The following is a 21,651-nucleotide window of genomic DNA, read 5'->3' on the forward strand; positions in this document are numbered from 1 at the left end:
ATGATTCGCACGAGCCTCTGTGCTCTGCTCCTGGCGTTTTCCGGCCTGGCCGCCGCACAGTTTCTTTCGGAAGAGGAATACTGGCGCCGCGTATTCGGTTTCGATCTCACCGAACTGGACGATTTCAAGGCACAGGTGCGGGAAGAGGCCGACCGGGTGAACGCCCTGGAGGCCCGATTGCAGCGCTGCGGCTCCTGCAGCGAACGCGAATCGCTCGCCGCCGAACTGGAGCGCCGGGACGCGGATCTGCGGCACCTGCTGGCCCCGATGTGCTCGGCCATGATGGCGTTCAGCGGTATCGGGTTCGGAGTGCCGAACGGCGTGGAGGAGATCTCGGAGCTGACCGGAGTGGCGCCGTTGTGCCGGGAGGTCGGCCGGCGGATCTACCAGCAAGCGAAGAGCGAAACCGAGGCCGAGCTTCGAGCCCAATGGCAGGCCAAGGCCAGGTCGGGGCGGCCGGAGGACATCTTCGCGCTCGCCTCCTATTACGCCAAGTTCGAAGACCGCATCGATCTTGCGTGCCCCTATTTCCTGCTCGCCGCCCGCAAGGGCCACGCCCCTGCGGTCAGCTGGCTCGGTCGCTGCGGCACCGCTGACGCCGGCGAGTCGTTCGAGCTGAACAGGACCTGTGCGGAGAAGGGCGACGCAAACTGCATGTACACCTACGGACTGTACTTCGCGTCCTCTCGAAATCCCGCCACTCCTTCTCCCGTTGCCGTGGACGACAACGAGGCGTTGCGGTGGTGGGACCGCGCGGCGGAGAAGGGACTGAAGGTGGCGGAAACCGACGCCGCGCGCTTGCGGCAGAGAATGCGCGACGGCACCCGTGCCGGCACCGACTCGGCGCCTCCGCCTTCCCAGCCGCCATCCAGGGCGGACGGCACCGCACCGTCCATCCGCCCGAGGCGCGGCCACGACGGACCGGGCGGCAGGCGGCCTGCGACCGGCGGGCCGAGCGGCTGGAGCGGGAACGGAAGCGTGCGGCCACCCGGCCCCAGGACAAGGGCGTGCAGCGCGCGCTCGGCAATCTCGAAGAGAAGTTCAGGGCCGACTGCAGCTAGGGAAGGTCGATCGCTGCGCATGTTTCACCGGCCCGGACGCGGGGCACAGGAGGAACCACTTGAACACATCACATCGGGTTCTTGCTTGCTGGATCCTGGCGATTGCCGCGGTGACGAGCAACGCGGCGGATGGTGATGCCGAGGCAGGGCGTCGCAAGACCGTGACGTGCAACGGTTGCCATGGTCAGGCGAACATGAAGGCCGTGCCGAACCTGGGCGGTCAGAGCGCCACGTACTTCATCGCCGCCATGCGCGCGTATCAGGACGCCAAGAGGGGCCACGCGACCATGCGGGACGTTGCGAAGGCCTACTCGGACAAGGAGCTCAAGAACTTCGCCGCCTACTATGCGCAGTTCGCCGCGTCAGCCGAAACCCCGGTTCCCGGCAGCGAGACGCCGGCCGGCGCGCGAGCGTGCGAAACCTGCCACGGCGTATTCGGGCGGGTACCCGTGAATCCGGACAGCGCCGTATTGGCCGGACAGAAGCCCGTCTATCTGAAGACTGCCCTGAGAGAGTACCGGGAAGGGACGCGCCCGCACGCAGTGATGCGCGAAGCGGTGGGCGATCTCCAGGACGCCGAGATCGATGCCCTGGCAGAGTACTTTGCAGGCCTGCCAGGTCTTGTCGTGAAGTAGGTCGCCCTCGCCCGGGGAATACCACATCCGGAAGGGCGCCTGGATCAGTCCGGCGTCAGGGCATTTCCTCCAGTGGCCAGATCTCGACCACGCCGTGAGCGACCGCACGTGGTGTCTTCGACACGGCTTCGATCGCCTCGCGAAGATCGGCCGCCTCGATCAGGGCGAAGCCGGCAATCGGAAGGTCGCTGCGCATGAAGGGGCCGGGCAATGTGCGCACGCCGCTGTTGTCCGGATTGCGCACCTGCATCGGCGGCCCGGCAATTCCGATCACGGCGCCGCTCCACTTCATCGTCGCATCGTGGGCATGGGCCGCTTCCCGAATGTTCGGAGCCGTCCTCCGGTAACCGTTCTCGTCGCCGTAGCCGATTGTGATGAACTTGGGCATGACCCGCTCCGCATGAAGTGCGATGGGTCCAGCGGTAGCAACCGAGATTCCCGGCTGACATTCCCGGCGCCCGGCGTGACGGGCGAGCGCCCTTGGACTTTTCAGTCAGGTACGAGCGAGTGTTCCAGCATGGCTGGCATCAACCCTGCTCGCTCTCCCCGACCGTGCACCCGAGAATTTGCCCGGATTCCCGCTGAAGAACATGTCCACACTCGTTTCTGCCGTCGTGCCAAGTACGGCCGATGCCCCCGCGTCACAGATCGTCGAGCAGGCAGGCCGCCTGGGTGCGGCACTTTCCTTGCCCGAAGGACTGGATATTGCGCGGGACTCCGGGCTTGTTCCCTGCCTGCTCGACGGTCAGCAGGCCGCGTTCGAATTCACGCGCGATGAAGGGGAGAGTGCGGGTTCGGCCGTCCTCCAATTCGAGGCCCGCACCTCGTATGCAAGTCTTGTAGCCTCCGCCTACGTCGCTGCCTCGGTGGCGGTGCTGAGCGGCGGCCACGCTCGAGACGAGGATGGCCACTGCTACAGCGGGACAGCATTGACCGACTGGCTGTCGTCCATGGAACTGCCTGTGCCTGAATCCGACGCCAACGAATTGCGCATCGAGGTTCGCGTGGTCGGACCGCGAGGCAATGGATTGCTTCAACTCGAGCTGGGTAAGGTACCCCCCGGCGCTCACCTTGCGCGCCGCCTCGTCGAAAGCATCGATGTAGCGATGGTTCCGCCTGCACTCCGAATCCCCAACAGCCGCTTCGTCATAGCCGTTCGAGACGCCAGCGAGATCGTGTCCGTCGAGACACTCGGGCGTCGAACCCGCTAGTGTCGGTACGATTCTCCCCAATCATGCACAGGCTCGAGCTCGGTGTCCTGCTTGCTGCAGCGCTCGCAGTGGTTGCGTGTGGCAAGCCGGCAACGGACGCTGATTCACGGCAGTCTCCCGTCGTCCCTCTGTCGCAAATGAACTCGGGCTACATTGGCGACCCTGAACGAATGACGCGATTCCTGCGTTGCTGGCAGAAGGAGGTGGGCGCCGAGGCAGTCCAGCCAACGGACTTCGGCGTGACGATTCCGGCGACCGACCCGAGGCTGCCGCGATCGTTGCGGGACTTCCACGTCGCCAAGGCACAGATCCGGTTCCGTTCCTTGTACGAGCAGTCGAACCCTGGTACCGAGCGTTACGCTGACCCTCGCGCGCTTGTCCCGTTCAAGCAGTTCAGTGAGGCGGACTTCTCGAACTGGAAGTCCGCGTTCGCCGGCATGAACGAGCCGGACGCTTCCTACTTCCGGTATGACCGGTCTCAGCAAGGATTCCGCGAACGTGATCTGGACTCCATGCTCGTGGCGGGCGCCGAGACTGGAGGTGCCTTCTACCTGCTGATTCCACGCAACACGACCCGGGACGGCGAAAGCGAGGCCTTGTTTCTCCATCATGGCGGACTGGTGTCGAGATACAAGTCGTTCGCCCACCTGCTCGCGAGCCTGTACCTGGAGGAAAGGGAGCGGTTCGCGGGAAGAGACCCGTCGCTGGGACACCTCTACTACTTTCCCGGAAGGCTTGGCGAAACGTGTGTTTCGCATGTCATCGACACGTCCATGTAGCCATGCTGCGTGCGCTGCGCCTGCGGTGCCCAGTGCCATCGGCTTGGGACGAACGGCGCGCGGCGTTATCCTTCTCCCCGCGCGCCCGGCGGTGAGGGCGGCGCGGCCGCTCCAGAATCGAGGCTCCCGACCGAAGGAATCAGCACGATGACTGTCCGATCCCTCCTTTTCGTTCTTCTGATCGCGTTCTCCCGTCTTGCGGCTGCCGAAGACCTGTCGGCCGAGAAGCGAGGGGACATCGAGCAGCTGCTGCGGATGACCAGAGCCACGGCCATCGGCCTGCAGATGGCCAATGCGATCGTTGGCCAGCTGGCGCAATCCATCAGGACGCTGCGCCCCGACATTCCCCAGGAGGCCATCGATGTCCTGCCGGCCGAGGTGGCGGCGGTGCTCGATGCGAACATCGCCGCGCTCACGGAACAGCTGATCCTCATCTATCACAAGCACTTCAGCGGGGCCGAGATCAAGGGCCTGATCGCGTTCTACACGACGGAGCTGGGCGCCAAGACGATCCAGGTGCTGCCGGTTCTCGTGAACGACAGCATGGTGGCCGGGCAGCGGTGGGGACAGTCGATGGGGCCTGCGATCGAGAGCCGGGTCAGGGCGCGGCTCAAGAAGGACGGCTACTCGCTATGAACGGCCATCACCACCTGAGCGCCAGACGCCCAAGCCACGGCCTGCCCACCCTGCCGCGCCTTGCGCGATGCCCTGCGTCAACCACATGGTCTTGCCCATGATCACTGCCATCGTCGAATTTCCGCTTCCGCAGCCCTTGTCGCTCGAAGACGCGAAAGCCGCCTTCCAGGGCACGGCCGCGAAGTACCTCCGCATGCCCGGGCTGGTCCGGAAGGTCTACTTCAGATCGGAGGACGGAACCAAGGTCGGGGGAATCTACCTCTGGAAGACGAAGCAGGACGCCCTGGCGGTCTACACGGACGACTGGAGGGCGTTCGTTCGCAGCAGGTACGGCACCGAACCCACGCTGACGTTCCTCGATTGCCCCGTTGTCGTCGACAATGTCTCGAACGAGATCTTCGTCGAGTGATGGGTGCCCCGGCCCAGGCGTCTGCCCATGCGACCGCCTGCATTCGCTGACCGCGGGCCGAGGCAGATGAACCGGTGCATCGGGAATGAAACGTGGTCACTTTGAGGTGCCCTGAATGACTGAGAGAACGGGGCGCTGCCTGTGCGGCGCCATCACCTTCAGGATTGCCGCCGAACCCCTTTCCGCCCGGATATGCTGGTGCCGGGACTGTCAGCATCTGGCGGCGAACGGAACGGTGAACATGCTCGTGCCGGTGGACGCCCTCGTGGTCTCGGGTACCCTGGCCGCGCACACGAAGCAGGCGGCCAGCGGCAACGAAGTGACACGCGAGTTCTGCCCGAGTTGCGGCACGCATCTGTTCGCCCGGTCGTCGGGCCGGCCGGACGTCCGGGTCGTGCGCACCGGAAACCTGGACGATCCTTCGTCCATCCGTCCCGGCACCAACATCTGGGCGTCCAGCGCGCCTGGCTGGGCGTGTCTCGATCCGGCGATGGAGCGGGTCGAGCGGCAGCCGGTGCCGCCGAAACCGAGCGGTTCCTGAAGAGGAGGGCGCATGCCGACAGAAGAAAACGTCTGGACCGGAAGTCCGTCGCAGATCACCAATCTTGGCACTTACGTGGTATGCGGGCTTCTTTCCCTGACCGGCATCGGGGCGATCTTCGCGATCCCCTACGCGTTCTGGAAATACCTCGTGGTGAAGTGCCAGCGGTACGAACTCACGTCACAACGGCTGAAGGTTCACAGCGGCGTGCTCAACAGGAAGATGGACGAGCTGGAGCTGTACCGGGTCAAGGATACGAAGTTCGATCAGCCGCTCTTCCTGCGCATCTTCGGGCTCGGCAACGTCATCCTGGTGTCCTCCGATGCCACGACGCCGATCTCGGCCATCCACGGCATCAAGGACGCGGAGCAGATCCGGGAGAAGCTGCGCACGCTGGTGGAAGACCGTCGGGATCAGAAGCGGGTAAGAATCGGAGAGCTCGAGTGACGCGCCGTCGTTTCTCGTGCGCACCGGTTGCGGACGCGGGTACCGGGCCGGCTTCGCTCCCGAAGCCGGTTCTTTCCTTCGTGCCGGAAACTGCGGGATGAAGGCGGGAGCGCCTGCGGCCTTCGTCGCCGCCGTGCTGGCCGGATGTGCGAATCAGGTCGACGTGCGCACCGCCCACGGGTATGCCCACGCGGGGTACCAGGCGATCCAGGCGGGCGACTGGAGGCTGGCCCGCCAGAACTTCGACAAGGCCATCGTCAACGCGGAGGCTGGCAAGGCCAAGCCGCCACAGCTGGCGGTGTTGAAGTACGAGTACGGCCGCGTGTCGGGCGTGCTGTGCGACTGGGACGGCGCGGAGCGGGCCCTGACGGAGGCCTCGGTCCTCGACAAGGCCAAGGGCGGCACCGCCATGGGCGCGCTTCACGAACTGGGACGGCTGCATCTGGATCGTCGGCAGTTCGTCGAGGCGCGTCTGCATTACGACAAGGCCTTCCCACTGTTCGCGGCGGCGGAGGTGGAAACGAAAGACCCGCTGCGATTCGCCGATTTTCTGGACGAGTACGCGATCGTGCTTGCCCGAACCGGCGCGGCGCCCGATGCAGCCATTCAGAGCGAACGGGCGGCGAGAATCCGCAAGATGCTTCCTTCCGGAACGGCACCGCGGGAAAGGCTTCCCTACGGAACACAGTGCATGTGATGCCGGATACAGGCGCCGGTCGTGTCCGGATGTGTGTGCAGCGCGGAGAAACCCCGCTGTCCCGCCGCGCATCCGCCGCCCTGCACCGGCTGGCATTGCGGTACGGTTCAGGAAATGTCCTTCGAGCCGAAAAGCGTCTTGACGAGGTGCCGAGAGCGCTTCGCGGGCGTGCCTTCTCCGCGGACATGTTGCGCGATGGTGCGTATCGAGCCGCCGGAAGTCTCGATGGTCAACCCTCGTGCCGAGAACGGAATACCCCATCTTCATCCACCAGAACATGCAATGAGAACAGCGATTCCTCTCGTGGCCGTCCTGTCGGCCCTGATTCCCGCCGCCGCATCCGCACAGACGATGTACAAGTGCGTGCAAGGCGAGCGGACCGTCTATCAAGCAGAGCCCTGTCCGGACACGGCGAAGCAGGACAAGCTCAAGGCGCAGATTCCCCTCCCTCGTCCTCGGGATCGGCGGGGGGCAGATGGACCGGATGGTGGACTTCATGTCGACATACCGGGCTTGTGCCGATGGTGTCCAGATCTGGGGGCAGGAGATGGCCCAGCCCTATGCGCAGTGGCGCAACCGCAATCTGGCCATGGTGACTCGCATCGAGAAGGAGCCGGCGCTCAAGGCGCTCTTCCAGAAGCAGGTCGATGCCAAGCGCAATGGCAAGGCAAGCATGTGCCGCGATGTCGCGCTCGAGTTGCGAGGGGTGAAGAAGTAGCCGGACCGGACGTGGCGCAGGCTCGCCGAACCCACCGTCCGCTTCGTGGTCCCGAAGACCGCCGGCCGCACCCACCGACCGGCAAGCTTGGCGAAGCGGTGACCGCACGCTTGCACCTCCCTGGGCATGGGTGATGAACGAGGGGACGGCCCTCGTGGCAATCAAGGCCCTGCACACGGTGGTGTGGGTGTTCTTCGTCGCATGCATCGTCGGAGCGCCGATTGCGGTGGCGCTGGGACATCTTCACATCGCCACACTCCTGGTGGCGCTCGTGACCTTCGAGGCGCTGGTGCTGGTTCTGAACCGCTGGTCATGCCCCCTCACCGGAATCGCGTCGCGATACACGCCGGACCGGAGGGAGAACTTCGACATCTACCTTCCACGGTGGCTCGCAAAGCACAACAAGCGGATCTTCACACCGTTGTACGTCGCGGGCGCGATGTACACGGCTCTGGAGTGGTACCGCGCCGGCACATCGTCATGAACGCGCCTCTGGAACATGCCGCGCCTTTGGCATGGACGCGCGCGCGCTCGGGCAAACGCACCGATGTCTCCGGCGGGACCGGAGGACGAGCGTGCATCGTGAAGTCTTGCGATCGTCCCGGAGGAGCGCCCCGGTCTTGCCATGTGCGGACCGCTCGAATCAGCCGTCGATGGCAGGCGCAGGCTCATCGCTGCGGTGGCACGCCGGTGGCCGGCCGCTGGTCCTAAGGACACCGCGCACCGTGATGCAGCGAAGAATCCTCGTGAAAGTACTGGCTGCCACTGCGTTCGCGGCCGGCGCGGGCTTCTGCTTCCAACAACGGGCGCTTCTCGGGGCCGCGTTCGCGTCCAACCCCATGGCCGGTGACGCATCGTCCCTCGCCCGGGGGGCGGCGATCTGGTCGTCTCGCTGCGAGGTATGCCATGGCAAGGAAGGCCGAGGAGACGGCCCGGCGGCGGCCGGACTGCCGGAAAGGCCGGACGACCTCTCGCGCATCGCCGCACCACCCGTCTTTCCGGACGGTGTGCTCGCGTACCGCATCGCCCACGGCGGCGAGGTGATGCCCGCATGGGAGCGTGTCCTGTCCGAGAAGGAGATCTGGGATCTCGTCGGTTTCATTCGTGCGTTGCGCAAGTGACAGTGTCGCGCTTCGTGGAGACACGCCCTTCATCGTGATCTCGCTCGAAGACCGGTTCCGCGGCCACGGCTTCGTCGTCCCGGACGCATCGTCGGCTGCTGACCCGGACCGGGGCATGCCGCGTGAACCGATTGCGACGGCAGGTCCTGCCCGTGACGGATACAGGCGACACCGATGGCAGAACGTTCCAGGCCGAAGGGCGACATGAGCGCGCACCGCGCGTCCCGGATCCGGGGCGAGGTCCGTCCGCACGGGAATCCGGAAGTCGGCAAGGTTCGGCATCCGCTACGTATCTGGAGGCTCGTCACGACTCTTGTCACGTGCGCGATCCTGGGCGGGTGTCCGGCATTCAATGACGTGTCGCGCGTATCGGCGCCGGGACACGCCGTCTCTCCCGGGCGCGGCTTGCTGCTGGTCGGCGTGGGAAAGGAAGGGGAGTGGCAGGCCCCCAGGTTTCCGGTCAGGCTGCAGCAGTACGACATGAGCCGCCACACCGTCACCGGCAACTGCCTTCGATGGAACCGGGTGGAGGCAGCCACGGACCGCAAGATCGAGTATTTCCTCTTCGATGTCGCGCCGGGCTTCTACGCAGGCGGTGGCGGTGGGGCAGTCTTCCGGGATCGGGACACGCCGGTGGCGTTCGAAGTCCCGGCGGGTCAGGTCATCTATGTGGGCGATTTCGTCTACGCAGACGACCGGAAAGTGGATCTGAGGGTCGATCTGGAGCGAGCGCGTGGCATTCTCCGGCGCAAGTACCCGAACATCCCGGGTGATCCCGTCGTGGCGAGGCCTTTACCCGTTCCGGTGCTTCCATTGCTGGTCTGCGCGCCGTGAAGGAACGGGTTCCCTTGCGTGGGTGCCGAGTCGGGCGCCCGATGTTCGTGCACATCGATGCGCACCCACAGGACAACGTCAGGACCGAATGCCCATGATCTCAGGCCTGTTCACCGCGGAGGACTTGATCGCCGCGCAGAGAGTTCACCGTAAACCGGCGGTCCGGCGCATCCGGATAGTGGCGGGCCTGATCATCGCCGCCGGCGTCGCGCGCCTCGTGCTGGCCGGCCAACCGGACGGAATCGCCATTCTGTGCGCGGGAGCGGCGGCGCTGGCAAGCGAGGCCTTCACTGCCTTCGTTCTTCTCCCGTCGCGGGCCCGCAAGCTGCACGCCCAGCAGGCGGACTTCCGCGAGCCCGTTTTCTATTCGTGGGACGACGAGGCCGTGGAGGCAAAGGGATTCGGCGGTCAGAGCCGGCGCCGCTGGGCGGACTACGTGAAGGTCAGCGAGGGGCCGGACACGATCCTCCTGTACCACAACGATCAGCTGTTCGAGGCCATCCCGAAACGGTGGTTCGCCGATGCATCACAGCTCGAGGCATTCATGAAGCTTGCACGATGAATCCAGTGCGGGGTCAGGTCTTGCCTTTTGCCTCCCAAAGAGAGAGGATCACTGAGTCGCTTTCGGTGGATGCGGATCTTGTCCGCGTTGGCGTGACGAGGCAAAAGGCACGACCTGACCCCGCCGTGGGTTGATCACACCGAGCACGGTATGATTGTTTCCTTCGAATCAGGGGAAGAAAGCCATGCCCAAGGGTTACTGGGTCGCGCGCATCGACGTGTCCGATCTCGAGCAGTACAAGAAGTACGTTGCCGCAAATGCAGCGCCATTCGCCAGATTCGGCGCGAGGTTTCTGGTCCGGGGCGGCGCTTTCGAGGCTCCGGAAGGCATGAACCGGTCCCGCAACGTCGTCATCGAGTTCCCCTCGTATCAGGCCGCACTGGACTGCTACAAGTCGCCGGAATACCAGGCAGCCATCCAGCTGCGTCTGCCAGCTTCTGAGGGTGACGTACTGATCATCGAGGGCTACGAGGGCGCGCAGCCAGGTCAGGTCCCATCGCCCGGATGATCTGAGGGCAGGCCGCCACGGCGAGCTGTCTGCAGATGCCCATAGTTCGGCAGTGCCTCGCTTGAAGTCGACCCTCTGAAAATGAAACCTCTGGTGGTCGGCTATCGTTCCGCTCAGTGGCCTCACGCCACGGACTATCGGAGGGAACGAGGTCGTGGATAGGCAAAAAACAAGACCTGACCCCGGCCGTGGTGGCCCCCGCCGTGGGAGGTGGGCGAGCATTTTCGTGGTGCTTGCCTTGTGCATGGCGGGCGCCTGGATCATCGCCCGGTGGCTGGGCGTGGATTTCAAGGTGGCGATGCTGATGGCCCTGATCCTTGCCTATCTGCCGCTTGCGCTGATGCTGGCCCTTGTTCGCCGGCATCTGCGCGGACAGGTGGCGGCGCTGCCGCCGGACGAGCGTGCCTGGCTGGCCGACCTGGAGCCGGAGATCCGGTTCTCTCAGCCGGCGCCGGGACTGCCATCGCCCGTGGTGACGGTATCGGTGGGTGTGGTGTGCGTGAACGTCCTGATCATTCCCTGGATGGTGGGGCCGCTTGCGTTTCTCCACTATGGACTGGGCGTTCGAGCGCCAGCGGCTTCCGTCGCGGCCCTGCTCCTGGGTTTTGTCCTTGCATGGGCATGGTGGTCTGCCGGAGTGACGGTCTGGCGCCGGTGGGCGACGCGACGCCGCGGGATGCCGGCCGACGAAGTTCAATGGCGCGGCGAACAGGCGTCGCTGCTGTGGCCGGCAAATCATGTGCTCGCCAGGACGGAACTGGGTCACCTGTTGTCCGCACGCAAACAACCCTGACCGCTCGCCATCAGGCGGTCAGGCGTCCCACGAATCGCCGCACCCACGGCGCGACGAACGTCACCGTAGGGAATGCAACGGGCCAGGTCGTCGCGCAACTGCGCAGCCACTGCCCTCCGAGCCCCGGGTGGAGGCCCTGGGTGGTGATCAGCACGAACGCCGACACGATGGTGACCATGATGGCCGACAGCACGCCTCCGAACACCAATGGCGCATAGCGGGCGGGAATCTTCATTTCGTTCTCCTGAGAGGGGTTCCGAAGCAGCGCAGACGGCGGCTTGCCCCGCGCTCATTGGCCTTGCATCAGTCCGGCGAGCCAGGCGGACCCGTACAGTCCCGCGCCGAACACCGCATGAGTGACGAGGCTTTGCATTCGCGCGCGGCCAGGGCGCGCCGTCCGCGCCGCGGCGACTCCCATGCCCATCCCCGGCTGCATGAGTAGAAAGGGGGCCGCGACGGTGGCGATGCCGAAGAGCAGTGCCGGCCCCAAGGCAGGCCGCTGTATCCACTCGACACCGGACAGCATCAGCAAACCTGCCGCGAAGACGATCCCGGTGAGGTAATGCGCCGTCCAGCCGAGCCACCGTTCCCCCGGGACCCCGGCTGCGGCCCCGATGGCGTCGTGTCGAAAAGTGCCCCGGAACATGTGGGCCACCCAGCGGCCGAGCATCGAGTAGTTCGGCAGCGGCACGGAGAAGAGCCGCCGTCGAACAATCGCCCAGAGATCCATCACCGCCGTCGCTCCGATTCCCGTGATCAACGCGTCAACAACAAAGTCCATTTCCGTCTCCTTCGACTTGCCGCAGGCCGGCATGGATGGCAGAGTGCCATTTCAAGTCGACTTGAGGTCAAGAGGGTGGATGCTCTGGATATTTCCGAGGTGGCGAAGCGCTCGGGCATTGCGGCCTCTGCGCTGCGCTATTACGAGGAGAGGGGTCTGATCCGATCGGTGGGCCGGCGCGGATTGCGCCGCGTCTTTCCGGCCAGCGTGCTGGACACGCTGGCGCTCGTTTCGTTGGGCCGGTCCGCCGGCTTTACGCTCGACGAGATCGCGCGCATGTTCGCGCCGGGACAGCGGGTCCGCATCGATCGCCGTCTCCTGACCGACAAGGTGGATGAACTGGATCGCACCATCCGCAAGCTCGTGGCCATGCGGGACGGACTGCGTCACGCCGCCGAATGCCGCGCACCCAGCCACATGGAATGCCCCAAGTTCAAGAGGCTCTTGTCGATCGCGGCTCGCGACACCGTTCGAAAGGCAGGCAGAAAGATCGGTCGCGACACGAACGAACGCTGAACCATGGCTGCGGTGCTTCGATTCGACGGCGCCGTCGAGCGCGATCCGGCCATCGACCTGTGGCTCGATTCGCATCCGGCACACCTCGGCGTGCTGGCGAAGCGGTGGTTCGACCGCATACGCGCATGCGGGCCCGACGTTCGCGAACTCATGCACGACGGTTGTGCGACCGCCTGTATCGAGAATGCTCCCTTCGCGTACGTCGGCGTCTACCGGACGCACCTCAACGTCGGCTTCTTCCAGGGCGCGGCGCTTGCGGACCCGGCAGGACTCCTGGAAGGTTCGGGGAAGCGCATGCGTCACGCGAAGTTGAAGCCCGGATCGTGGTTGGACGAGGCCGGACTGGAAGCCTTGATCGACTCCGCGTATCGCGATATCGCGGTGCGACTGAAGGACGGGCATCCCCCATGACGCGGCAGGGCACTCGGCTTGCCGGCTCCAGACAGAAGGAGATCACTGCCATGACGCCATTCAAGCCTGTCGGCTACAACAGCGCTTCCCCCTACCTGGTGGTCCCGGATGCCCGGGCGACGCTGCGCTTCCTCGAGGCCGTCTTCGGTGCCGTGCCGTTGAGGATCGTCCAAGCGGACGACGGGCGTCTGCGCCACGCGGAAGCGAAGCTCGACGACACGGTCATCATGTTCGCCGATGCGCTCCCGTCGTGGCCGGCCATCGCCTGCCACGTGCACGTTTACGTCGACGACGTGGACGCCGTCTATGCGCGGGCACTCGCCGCAGGCGGCGAGCCGGTCCAGACGCCGATAAGGAAGGAGGACGAAGACAAGCGGGGCGGGGTTCGCGACGGCTGCGGCGTGACATGGTGGATCGCCACCAAGGTCGAGTGACCGGCCCGCCAGGCGCGGACACCGTCCCTCCCGCGCCCCGGCATCGGCATGCCCATTGCCCGCCACCCGCATGCTTTCCCGCATCCTCTGGTTCACTGCCCTGACGTTGACCGCCCTGGGCCTGGCGCCCGGGGCAGCCCACGTCCTAGAGTTGCCGGTGAAGCTGGGTTATCCCCCGGCTTTCTATGCGGATGTGACGAGCACCCTCTACGCGTGGTTCGGCTTTGCGGGGGGAGCGGTCCAGGTGGGGGCCATCATCGCGGTCGGGTTGCTCGCCGTGTTTCTCAGGCGCGCGCGGATAGCCGGGTTGTTACTGGCTGCCGACGGGGCGTTGGTCGCGTCCCTGCTCATATGGGGCGCGCTCGTCGCGCCGGTGAACGCGGGGTGGGCATCGTCCGGAATCCCGGGATCGCCGGAGTTCGTGGCCGCGTATGAAGCGTTGAGATCGCGCTGGGAATTCGGCCACGTGAGCGCCTTTGTCGCCTGGGCCGTCGGCTGGATCGGGCTGGCGGGCGCTGCCGCGTCTGCCACGAGCGGCGAACAGACCGCCTGACGGGAGCCCGGGACCCAGGGGACCTCGGCATCCATTCTCCTTCGCCCGGAAGCCGGCCCCCGAGCGCGCGTTCCCGGAATCCTTCCCCTGCCTTGACCTTTCGCCGCCGTCCTTGACCAGTCGCCGCGCCGTGCACTATGGTGCAGATCCCTGATTCGATGTGCATGCACGATCGTGCATGGCTCCGAGGTTTCTGCCCATGGCTGACATCTTCCGGGTCGACTACCAGACCGATCCATCGCATTACCACCACTGGAAACTCTCGTTCGACGGAGCGGTGGCAACGCTGGCCCTGGACGTGGCGGAGGACGCAGGCATCCGCCCCGGCTACAAGCTCAAGCTCAACTCCTACGACCTGGGCGTCGACATCGAACTGCACGACGCGCTCAACCGCGTCCGCTTCGAACACCCCGAGGTGCGGTGCGTCGTGGTGACCAGCCTCAAGGACCGCATCTTCTGCTCCGGCGCCAACATCTTCATGCTGGGCACCTCCTCGCACGCATGGAAAGTGAACTTCTGCAAGTTCACGAACGAAACGCGCAATGGCATCGAGGATTCGTCGCGGCACTCCGGGATCAAGTTCCTTGCCGCCGTGAACGGCGCATGCGCCGGCGGCGGTTACGAGCTTGCGCTGGCCTGCGACGACATCGTGCTGGTGGACGACCGCTCGTCCTCGGTATCGCTGCCCGAAGTGCCGCTGCTGGGCGTGCTGCCCGGAACAGGCGGTCTGACGCGAGTCACGGACAAGCGGCACGTGCGGCACGATCTGGCCGACATCTTCTGCACAACCACCGAGGGGGTAAGGGGTCAGCGCGCTCTGGACTGGCGGCTCGTCGACGCCATCGCCAAGCCGACCCAGTTCGCACAGACGGTCAAGGAGCGGGCTGCCCGGCTCGCGGAATCGAGCGACCGGCCGGCGACTGCGACGGGTGTTTCTCTCCCGAAGCTGGACCGAACGATCGAGGGCGACGCGCTTCGCTACGAGTTCGTGGACATTGCCATCGATCGCGCCGCCCGTACGGCCAGCATCACGGTGAAGGGCCCGTCCGCGGCCAGCCGGAAGACATCGACGGCATCGTCTCCGCTGGTGCGCGCTGGTGGCCCCTGCAGATGGCTCGCGAACTGGACGATGCCATTCTCTGCCTGCGCACCAACGAGCTTGCGATCGGAACGTGGCTGATCCGCACCCAGGGAGATGCCGCCCGGGTGCTCGCGGCGGACGCGTCGCTCCGGACCCATCGCGGCCACTGGTTCGTGCGCGAGGTGACCGGGTTCCTCCGGCGGACGCTCGCGCGCCTGGACGTTTCGTCGCGGTCCCTCTTCGCGCTGATCGAGCCGGGCTCCTGCTTCGCAGGCACGCTGGCCGAACTCGCCTTTGCGGCCGACCGGAGCTACATGCTGGCTTTGCCGGACGAGCCCGAACGCGCACCTCACATCGCGCTGTCCCCGCTGAATTTCGAGGCCTATCCGATGGTCAACGGACAGACCCGACTGGAACGGCGGTTCCATGGCGAGAAAGCGCCGCTCGACGCGGTGCGCGATGTCGTCGGCACCATGCTCGACGCCTCCGCTGCGACCGGGCTCGGGCTGGTGACCGCCACCCCCGACGACATCGATTGGGCCGACGAAGTGCGCATTGCCATCGAGGAACGTGCCGCCATGTCGCCCGATGCGTTGTCCGGCATGGAGGCGAATCTGCGCTTCAGCGGCAGGGAGACCATGGAGACGCGCATCTTCGGCCGCCTGAGCGCGTGGCAGAACTGGATCTTCAACCGGCCCAGCGCCGTGGGCGAGAAAGGCGCGCTGAAGGTCTACGGTAAGGGCGAGAAAGCGCAGTTCGATCCGGACCGCGTCTGACCAGGAAGGCACACCACGAACGGGATCCGCAGGGTCCCCGTCCATCCTTCGAGGAGTTCCCATGAGCAGCATCGACTACGGCGAGAAGATCCCCAACAACGTGAACCTCTCGGAGGACCGGGCCCTGCAGCGGGCGCTCGAGCAGTGGCAGCCGAACTACCTGGACTGGTGGAGCGACATGGGGCCGGACGGCTCCCAGAATTTCGATGTCTATCTGCGCACGGCGGTGAGCGTGGATCCCCAGGGCTGGGCCCAGTTCGGCCACGTGAAGATGCCCGACTACCGCTGGGGCATCTTCCTCAACCCGCGCGAAGCCGGCCGCAAGATTCACTTCGGCGCCCACAAGGGCGAGGACGCCTGGCAGGACGTGCCCGGCGAACATCGCGCCAATCTGCGACGCATCATCGTCACGCAGGGCGACACGGAGCCGGCCTCGGTCGAGCAGCAGCGCCACCTCGGGCTCACCGCGCCATCGCTCTACGACCTGCGCAACCTGTTCCAGGTGAACGTGGAGGAAGGCCGGCACCTCTGGGCCATGGTCTATCTGCTGCACCGGCATTTCGGACGCGACGGCCGCGAGGAAGCCGAGGCGCTGCTCGAGCGCCGTTCGGGCGATGCGAACAACCCGCGCATCCTCGGCGCGTTCAACGAGAAGACGCCCGACTGGCTCAGCTTCTTCATGTTCACGTACTTCACCGACCGGGACGGCAAGTTCCAGCTCTGCGCGCTGGCCGAATCCGGCTTCGATCCCCTGGCACGCACCGCCAAGTTCATGCTCACGGAAGAAGCCCATCACATGTTCGTGGGCGAATCCGGCGTCTCGCGCGTGCTCCAACGGACGTGCGAGGTGATGAACCAGCTCGGGACTGACGATCCTGCCGCCATCCGGGCCGCCGGTGCCATCGACCTGCCGACGCTCCAGCGGTACCTCAACTTCCATTTCAGCGTGACGATCGACCTGTTCGGCGCCGACCAGTCCTCCAACGCAGCCATCTTCTACAGCGCCGGACTCAAGGGCCGGTTCGAGGAAGGCAAGCGCGACGACGATCACGTGCTGACGAACGGGACGTACCGCATCCTCGAAGTGCAGGCGGGGGGTCTCGGCGAGAAAGAGGTGCCCATGCTGAACGCGCTCAACGAAGTGCTGCGCGACGATTTCATCAAGGATTCCATGGGGGGCGTGCAGCGCTGGAACAAGGTCATGGAGAAGGCCGGCATTTCCTTCCGTCTGTCGGTGCCGCACAAGGCCTTCAACCGCAAGATCGGCACCCTGTCGAACGTGCGCATCTCGCCCGATGGCCGTCCCGTGACTCAGGCCGAATGGGACGCCAGCCAGGACCTGTGGCTGCCCTCCGCGTCCGATCGTGCATTCGTGGCGTCGCTCATGGGGCGCGTCACCGAACCCGGCAAGTTCGCGGGATGGATCGCGCCCCCCGCCCTGGGCATCAATCGCCAGCCCGTCGACTTCGAGTACGTGCGCTTCAACTGACATGGACATGCCCGTGCAGGGGGACACGCTGCGGCAGCATCTCATCGACCCCGAGATCTGCATCCGCTGCAACACCTGCGAAGCGACGTGTCCCATCGGTGCCATCACGCACGACGACCGCAACTATGTGGTCAAGGCCGACGTCTGCAATTTCTGCATGGCGTGCGTGCCCCCCTGTCCCACGGGCGCCATCGACAACTGGCGGTCGGTACCGCGCACCGCGGCGTACCCGATCGAGGCACAGCTCCTGTGGGACGAACTGCCCGCCGAACTCAGCCGCGAAGAGCTCGCGGCTGGCGGTTCGGAGATTGCAGCCGGACCAGCGGAACAAGCGGGTCCGGCCGGGGTACTGGCCGCGGCCGAGGAACCCCGGGTTCAGGCGTTCAGCACGGCGCAGTACTGCGCGACCCTGCCGCCATGGTCCGCCGCACATCCCTATCTCAACCTCTACAGCACGAAGAACGCCACGATGGCGACCGTGACCGGCAACTTCCGCGTGACGGAGGCGGGTACGGAAAGCGACACGCATCACATCGTTCTCGATTTCGGCGCCATGCCATTCCCGGTGCTGGAGGGGCAGTCGATCGGCATCGTTCCCCCCGGGACGGATGCTGCGGGAAGACCGCACCACGCCAGGCAATACTCCATCGCGAGTCCGCGCAACGGCGAACGGCCCGGCTACAACAACGTGTCGCTCACGGTGAAGCGGGTCACCGCCGACCACCAGGGGCACCCCATCCGCGGCGTGTGCTCCAACTACCTCTGCGATCTGGCCGTCGGCGCCAAGGTCGGGGTGGTCGGGCCGTTCGGCGCGTCGTTCCTCATGCCCAATCATCCGCGGTCGCACATCGTCATGATCTGCACGGGCACGGGTTCGGCCCCGATGCGGGCCATGACGGAATGGCGGCGGCGTCTTCGGGCGGGCGGCAAGTTCGAAGGCGGCAAGCTCATGTTGTTCTTCGGCGCACGCACGCCGCAGGAGCTGCCCTACTTCGGCCCGCTCATGAACCTGCCCAGGGATTTCATCGACGTGAATCTCGCGTTCTCGCGCGAACCCGGACAGCCCCGCCGGTACGTCCAGGACCTCATGCGCGGCCGTGCGCCGGATCTCGGCGAACTGCTCGCCTCGCCCGACACGTTCGTCTACGTCTGCGGGCTGAAGAGCATGGAAGAAGGCGTGATCCTGGCACTGCGGGACGTCGCGGAGCAGAGGGGAATCGACTGGCCGTCGCTCGCGGGCGCCCTCAAGCGCGAAGGCCGCCTGCACCTCGAAACGTACTGAACAGCCGCGCCACGGCCCTCTTCCGGCAGTGGTGGTCCGTCGATCCGGGCGCATTGGCCGGATCTCCCCCGGGCAGGGTATCCTTGCCCGCTTTCATTCCTCCGCGGCGGCATGGTCACCTGCGCCGCATGGCACATCCTTCATGAGTTCTCGAGACAAGCCTTCGCGTCCGCGCGGCGCGGACCGTTCGTCGCGCGCGCGTGACGAACGTGGAACCCGGCCCCCTGCAGCCGACGATCACCAGATTCCCCGCGTCGTGGCCGGCACGGTCCCCCGCATCGTGCTGCGGCCGGAGCGCGAACGATCCCTGCAGCGGAGGCACCCCTGGATCTTCTCCGGCGGCGTCGAGCGGGTGGAGGGCGCGCCGGAATCGGGCGCCACGGTGGAAGTGCGCTCCGCGTCGGGCGGTTTTCTCGGCTGGGCGGCTTACAGCCCTCAGTCGCAGATCCTCGCCCGCGTGTGGGACTTTCACGAGAGCGCCAGGATCGACGTCGGATTCTTCACTGCCCGCATCCGCCGTGCCGCGGAACAGCGGCGTGCCCGTTTCGGGGAATCGCCGCAGGGCGCGGTCCGTCTCGTGCACGGCGAGGCGGACGGGCTGCCAGGGGTGATCGTCGACCGGTTCGCGCACGTGGCCGTCGTGCAGCTCACCACCGCGGGTGCCTGGCGCTGGCGCGATGCGATCGCGGATGCGATCGCTGAAACGGCCGGTGTGACGTCCGTATTCGAGCGTTCCGACGCCGATGTCGTGCATCTCGAAGGGCTGGCGCCCTCCACGGGCCCGCTGCGAGGCGATGCGCCGCCGGGGCCGGTGGTCATCGAGGAGAACGGCGTTCGCTTCGGCGTCGACGTGCGCGAAGGCCACAAGACCGGTTTCTATCTGGATCAGCGCGACAACCGGGCACTGCTGCGCGATGCGGTGAAAGACCGCGACGTGCTCGACTGCTTCTGCTACACCGGCGGTTTCTCGCTGAACGCACTTGCCGGCGGTGCCGCGAGCGTCACGTCCGTGGACAGCTCCGCCGATGCGCTGGCTGTACTGCGCGACCAGATCGAAACCAATGGTCTGCCCGCGTCCCGTGCGCAGCTCACGGAAGCCGATGTGTTCGCGCAACTGCGCCTGTATCGCGACCAGGCGCGCAAGTTCGACGTGATCGTGCTCGATCCGCCCAAGTTCGCGCCGACGGCTGCAGCGGCGGAGCGCGCCGCGCGCGGGTACAAGGACATCAATCTGTGGGCCATGAAACTGCTGCGGCCGGGCGGGCAGCTGTTCACGTTCTCGTGCTCGGGCGGAGTGTCGCGGGATCTCTTCCAGAAGATCGTTGCCGGCGCCGCCGTGGACGCGGGCGTGGACGCGCGTGTCCTGCGGCACCTGAGCGCCGCGCCGGACCATCCGGTGAGTCTGGCCTTCCCCGAAGGCGAGTATCTGAAGGGTCTCGTCTGCGAGATCGTCTGAGGAACGCACACGAATGGAAACCACGCTGATCGTCGTGCGGCACGGCGAGACCGAATGGAACTCGCAGGGCCGCATCCAGGGACACTTCGACAGCCCGCTCACGGCTGCGGGACGCGCGCAGGCGGACGCGCTGGCGCGCAGTCTCGCCGGCGAACCCATCGGTGCCATCTACGCAAGCGATCTGGGGCGCGTGCGCGACACGGCCGCGCCGACGGCGCGCGCGCTGGGACTTTCCGTCTCGACGGATCTGCGCCTGCGGGAACGGCAGCTGGGAGTGTTCCAGGGCCTCACGTTCACCGAAGCCGCGCAGGCGCATCCGGAGCGGTTCGCCCGGTTCAAGGCGCGCGATCTCGCGGAGAACATGGAGACGGGCGAGACCCTGGTGCAGATGCGGGACCGCATCGCGCAGTCGCTCGCGGCCATCGCCACCGCTCACGCGGACATGACCGTCCTGATCGTCACCCACGGCGGCGTGCTGGACCAGATCTACCGGCTGGCCACGGGCATGCCTTTGGAGGCGCAGCGCACCTTCGACGTCGAGAATGCCTCGATCAACCGTCTGCGCTGGTCGCAGGGCCGGCTCGCGCTCGATCTGTGGGGCGACATCTCGCATCACGGCGATCGCGGCGATGCGCCCGAGTTCTGAGGGGCGCTGCCCGTGCCTGCGGAACGGGCGGGATTGATCGCCCCCCCGGTCCCGATTACTCTTGCCGGAGGTCCGTCCGCGGACCTTCCCTAACCTCGGCCCATCCGCCCGGATGGAATCTCTCCCGATGACCTCGGACAAACTCGAAGTGACCGAACTCGATGGCGCGCTGCCGCCGGCCACGCGCGAGACGGCGCTGCGATACGCCGACGCCGATACGGATGCCGCACGGAGCCTTCTCGAGTCCGCGATCGCGGCCGATTCCGGTGCCCGGCGCGACTGGCTGATGCTGCTCGATCTGGAGCGCCTGCAGCGTCGCTGGCGCAGCTACGAAACGCTGGTGGCGCGCTACCGCATCCGCTTCGGCGAGGAGCCTCCCACCGAGCGCGAGCGTCTCGCGCGGGAGTCCGACCTGCCGGAGGAACTGCGCATGGGCGGGACCGGCTGCGTGTCGCTGGGCGGAATCCTCGACGCCCAGGCAATGCAGGCCATGGTGGCCATTCGCACCGCCGCGACCCGCCACACGGTCGTGCATCTGGACGTCGCCCGCGTGGAGAGCGTCGACATGGTCGGCAGCCGGCTCCTCGCCAGCGCGATCAACGATCTCGTCGATGCCGGCAACGGCATCGTGCTGACAGGGGCGGACCATCTCGTCCGTCTGCTGCACAGGCTGGGCGTCTCCCAGCCTGCGCAGAAGAGCACGTGGGATCTGCTGCTTCTCCTGCGCCGTCTCGATCAGGACCGCGCCGCGTTCGAGCGCGATGCCGCCGAGTTCGCGCTGCTGGCCAACGTCGAACCGCCTGCCTGGGAACCGCTGCTGCTGCCCCAGCCCACGGCCGCGGGCGGGCGCGAGCGGCGTACGCAGCCGCGCTACGGCAACCGGGAGGTGCTGGAGCTTGCCGGCGTGGTCGTCCGGCCGGACGACCCGCAGATGGCCGCTGCCGCCCGCTTTGCCGGCGAGGCCGATTACGTGAACCTGAATCTCTCGCGGCTGGAGCGGATCTCCCTGCCCGCAGCCACCGCGCTGTCGGACATCGTGAGCGCCGCCTCCGGCGCCGGGCATACCGTGCGCCTCATCCGTCCCAACCAGCTGGTAGGTGCGCTGCTGGAGATCTTGAATCTCGGCAGCTGTGCCGCCATCGTCATGGACAAGGTCTGATCCATGTGCCCCTTTGCGGAGCGCCATCGCCGGACAGATGCCGCCGGCCCCCGCGCTGCGGCGCCGCGGCGTCCTCCGTTCCTTCCCAGACAAATCGAAGCCTGAGTTTTCATCC

The 21,651-nt window shown here is 66.3% G+C and carries 28 protein-coding genes and 1 pseudogene; 26 read left to right on the forward strand and 3 right to left on the reverse strand.

What is annotated here, in order from left to right:
* On the forward strand, positions 1–1,197 hold the full coding sequence (locus IPK20_05235) for a sel1 repeat family protein (GenBank protein MBK8016169.1): 1,197 nt from the start codon (positions 1–3) through the stop codon (positions 1,195–1,197).
* The gene (locus IPK20_05240; protein ID MBK8016170.1) at positions 1,172–1,696 is read left to right on the forward strand and encodes a c-type cytochrome; all 525 of its coding nucleotides are present in this window, start codon (positions 1,172–1,174) and stop codon (positions 1,694–1,696) included. Before IPK20_05235 ends, IPK20_05240 begins: the two co-directional genes overlap by 26 nt.
* Before the next feature lie 55 nt (positions 1,697–1,751).
* On the opposite strand, the gene IPK20_05245 is transcribed toward IPK20_05240, so the two are convergent.
* The gene (locus IPK20_05245; GenBank protein MBK8016171.1) at positions 1,752–2,084 is read right to left on the reverse strand and encodes a transcription initiation protein; all 333 of its coding nucleotides are present in this window, start codon (positions 2,082–2,084) and stop codon (positions 1,752–1,754) included.
* Between the two features lie 202 nt (positions 2,085–2,286).
* Between IPK20_05245 and IPK20_05250 the strand changes: the two genes are divergently transcribed.
* The 14 genes from IPK20_05250 (at position 2,287) to IPK20_05315 (ending at position 10,952) form a co-directional block, all read left to right on the forward strand.
* Positions 2,287–2,907: a hypothetical protein gene (locus tag IPK20_05250; GenBank protein MBK8016172.1), complete on the forward strand. Its 621-nt coding sequence runs from the start codon at positions 2,287–2,289 to the stop codon at positions 2,905–2,907.
* Positions 2,908–3,077: 170 nt separating this feature from the next.
* On the forward strand, positions 3,078–3,686 hold the full coding sequence (locus IPK20_05255) for a hypothetical protein (GenBank protein ID MBK8016173.1): 609 nt from the start codon (positions 3,078–3,080) through the stop codon (positions 3,684–3,686).
* Between the two features lie 147 nt (positions 3,687–3,833).
* Positions 3,834–4,322, forward strand: a complete 489-nt coding sequence (locus tag IPK20_05260) for a DUF2059 domain-containing protein (GenBank protein MBK8016174.1) — start codon at positions 3,834–3,836, stop codon at positions 4,320–4,322.
* A 97-nt stretch (positions 4,323–4,419) separates the two neighbouring features.
* Entirely contained in the window at positions 4,420–4,731 is a 312-nt protein-coding gene (locus IPK20_05265; GenBank protein MBK8016175.1) for a YdhR family protein, read from the forward strand.
* Positions 4,732–4,846: 115 nt separating this feature from the next.
* Positions 4,847–5,272, forward strand: coding sequence for a GFA family protein (locus IPK20_05270; GenBank protein MBK8016176.1), 426 nt, complete (start codon positions 4,847–4,849; stop codon positions 5,270–5,272).
* Between the two features lie 12 nt (positions 5,273–5,284).
* A complete protein-coding gene (locus IPK20_05275; GenBank protein ID MBK8016177.1) occupies positions 5,285–5,719 on the forward strand; it encodes a PH domain-containing protein in 435 nt (144 codons plus the stop codon).
* A gap of 97 nt (positions 5,720–5,816) precedes the next feature.
* A complete protein-coding gene (locus IPK20_05280; GenBank protein MBK8016178.1) occupies positions 5,817–6,416 on the forward strand; it encodes a hypothetical protein in 600 nt (199 codons plus the stop codon).
* A 282-nt stretch (positions 6,417–6,698) separates the two neighbouring features.
* Complete coding sequence (locus tag IPK20_05285; protein MBK8016179.1) at positions 6,699–7,268, forward strand: DUF4124 domain-containing protein; 570 nt, start codon at positions 6,699–6,701, stop codon at positions 7,266–7,268.
* Positions 7,268–7,618: a hypothetical protein gene (locus tag IPK20_05290; protein ID MBK8016180.1), complete on the forward strand. Its 351-nt coding sequence runs from the start codon at positions 7,268–7,270 to the stop codon at positions 7,616–7,618. Before IPK20_05285 ends, IPK20_05290 begins: the two co-directional genes overlap by 1 nt.
* Positions 7,619–7,859: 241 nt before the next feature.
* Positions 7,860–8,255 carry a cytochrome c gene (locus IPK20_05295; protein MBK8016181.1) on the forward strand — a complete coding sequence of 132 codons (396 nt, stop codon included), beginning with the start codon at positions 7,860–7,862 and terminating at the stop codon, positions 8,253–8,255.
* A 174-nt stretch (positions 8,256–8,429) separates the two neighbouring features.
* Positions 8,430–9,089: a hypothetical protein gene (locus tag IPK20_05300; protein MBK8016182.1), complete on the forward strand. Its 660-nt coding sequence runs from the start codon at positions 8,430–8,432 to the stop codon at positions 9,087–9,089.
* 94 nt (positions 9,090–9,183) lie between these two features.
* Positions 9,184–9,651, forward strand: a complete 468-nt coding sequence (locus IPK20_05305; protein MBK8016183.1) for a YcxB family protein — start codon at positions 9,184–9,186, stop codon at positions 9,649–9,651.
* 184 nt (positions 9,652–9,835) lie between these two features.
* Entirely contained in the window at positions 9,836–10,159 is a 324-nt protein-coding gene (locus tag IPK20_05310) for a DUF1330 domain-containing protein (GenBank protein MBK8016184.1), read from the forward strand.
* 226 nt (positions 10,160–10,385) lie between these two features.
* Entirely contained in the window at positions 10,386–10,952 is a 567-nt protein-coding gene (locus IPK20_05315) for a hypothetical protein (protein MBK8016185.1), read from the forward strand.
* Positions 10,953–10,962: 10 nt separating this feature from the next.
* Here the strand turns inward: IPK20_05315 and IPK20_05320 are convergent, their stop codons facing one another.
* A complete protein-coding gene (locus IPK20_05320) occupies positions 10,963–11,187 on the reverse strand; it encodes a DUF2798 domain-containing protein (protein ID MBK8016186.1) in 225 nt (74 codons plus the stop codon).
* A 54-nt stretch (positions 11,188–11,241) separates the two neighbouring features.
* Positions 11,242–11,733: a DUF2938 domain-containing protein gene (locus tag IPK20_05325; GenBank protein MBK8016187.1), complete on the reverse strand. Its 492-nt coding sequence runs from the start codon at positions 11,731–11,733 to the stop codon at positions 11,242–11,244.
* Between the two features lie 75 nt (positions 11,734–11,808).
* Between IPK20_05325 and IPK20_05330 the strand changes: the two genes are divergently transcribed.
* The 10 genes and pseudogenes from IPK20_05330 to IPK20_05375 all read left to right on the forward strand — a co-directional run bounded on the left by IPK20_05330 (position 11,809) and on the right by IPK20_05375 (position 21,536).
* Entirely contained in the window at positions 11,809–12,249 is a 441-nt protein-coding gene (locus IPK20_05330; protein ID MBK8016188.1) for a helix-turn-helix domain-containing protein, read from the forward strand.
* 3 nt (positions 12,250–12,252) lie between these two features.
* Positions 12,253–12,660: a DUF1801 domain-containing protein gene (locus IPK20_05335; protein ID MBK8016189.1), complete on the forward strand. Its 408-nt coding sequence runs from the start codon at positions 12,253–12,255 to the stop codon at positions 12,658–12,660.
* A gap of 50 nt (positions 12,661–12,710) precedes the next feature.
* The gene (locus IPK20_05340) at positions 12,711–13,094 is read left to right on the forward strand and encodes a VOC family protein (protein MBK8016190.1); all 384 of its coding nucleotides are present in this window, start codon (positions 12,711–12,713) and stop codon (positions 13,092–13,094) included.
* A gap of 70 nt (positions 13,095–13,164) precedes the next feature.
* On the forward strand, positions 13,165–13,647 hold the full coding sequence (locus tag IPK20_05345) for a hypothetical protein (GenBank protein ID MBK8016191.1): 483 nt from the start codon (positions 13,165–13,167) through the stop codon (positions 13,645–13,647).
* A 199-nt stretch (positions 13,648–13,846) separates the two neighbouring features.
* Positions 13,847–15,504, forward strand: a pseudogene (locus tag IPK20_05350) (benzoyl-CoA-dihydrodiol lyase).
* Positions 15,505–15,565: 61 nt separating this feature from the next.
* The gene (boxB, locus tag IPK20_05355; GenBank protein ID MBK8016192.1) at positions 15,566–16,993 is read left to right on the forward strand and encodes a benzoyl-CoA 2,3-epoxidase subunit BoxB; all 1,428 of its coding nucleotides are present in this window, start codon (positions 15,566–15,568) and stop codon (positions 16,991–16,993) included.
* Position 16,994: 1 nt separating this feature from the next.
* Positions 16,995–18,275, forward strand: coding sequence for a benzoyl-CoA 2,3-epoxidase subunit BoxA (gene boxA / locus IPK20_05360; protein MBK8016193.1), 1,281 nt, complete (start codon positions 16,995–16,997; stop codon positions 18,273–18,275).
* Between the two features lie 142 nt (positions 18,276–18,417).
* Complete coding sequence (locus IPK20_05365; GenBank protein MBK8016194.1) at positions 18,418–19,731, forward strand: class I SAM-dependent methyltransferase; 1,314 nt, start codon at positions 18,418–18,420, stop codon at positions 19,729–19,731.
* A gap of 13 nt (positions 19,732–19,744) precedes the next feature.
* On the forward strand, positions 19,745–20,377 hold the full coding sequence (locus IPK20_05370; GenBank protein ID MBK8016195.1) for a histidine phosphatase family protein: 633 nt from the start codon (positions 19,745–19,747) through the stop codon (positions 20,375–20,377).
* 127 nt (positions 20,378–20,504) lie between these two features.
* On the forward strand, positions 20,505–21,536 hold the full coding sequence (locus IPK20_05375) for an STAS domain-containing protein (GenBank protein MBK8016196.1): 1,032 nt from the start codon (positions 20,505–20,507) through the stop codon (positions 21,534–21,536).
* Positions 21,537–21,651 lie beyond the last annotated feature (115 nt).

This window comes from Betaproteobacteria bacterium (assembly GCA_016713305.1).
Classification (GTDB): domain Bacteria; phylum Pseudomonadota; class Gammaproteobacteria; order Burkholderiales.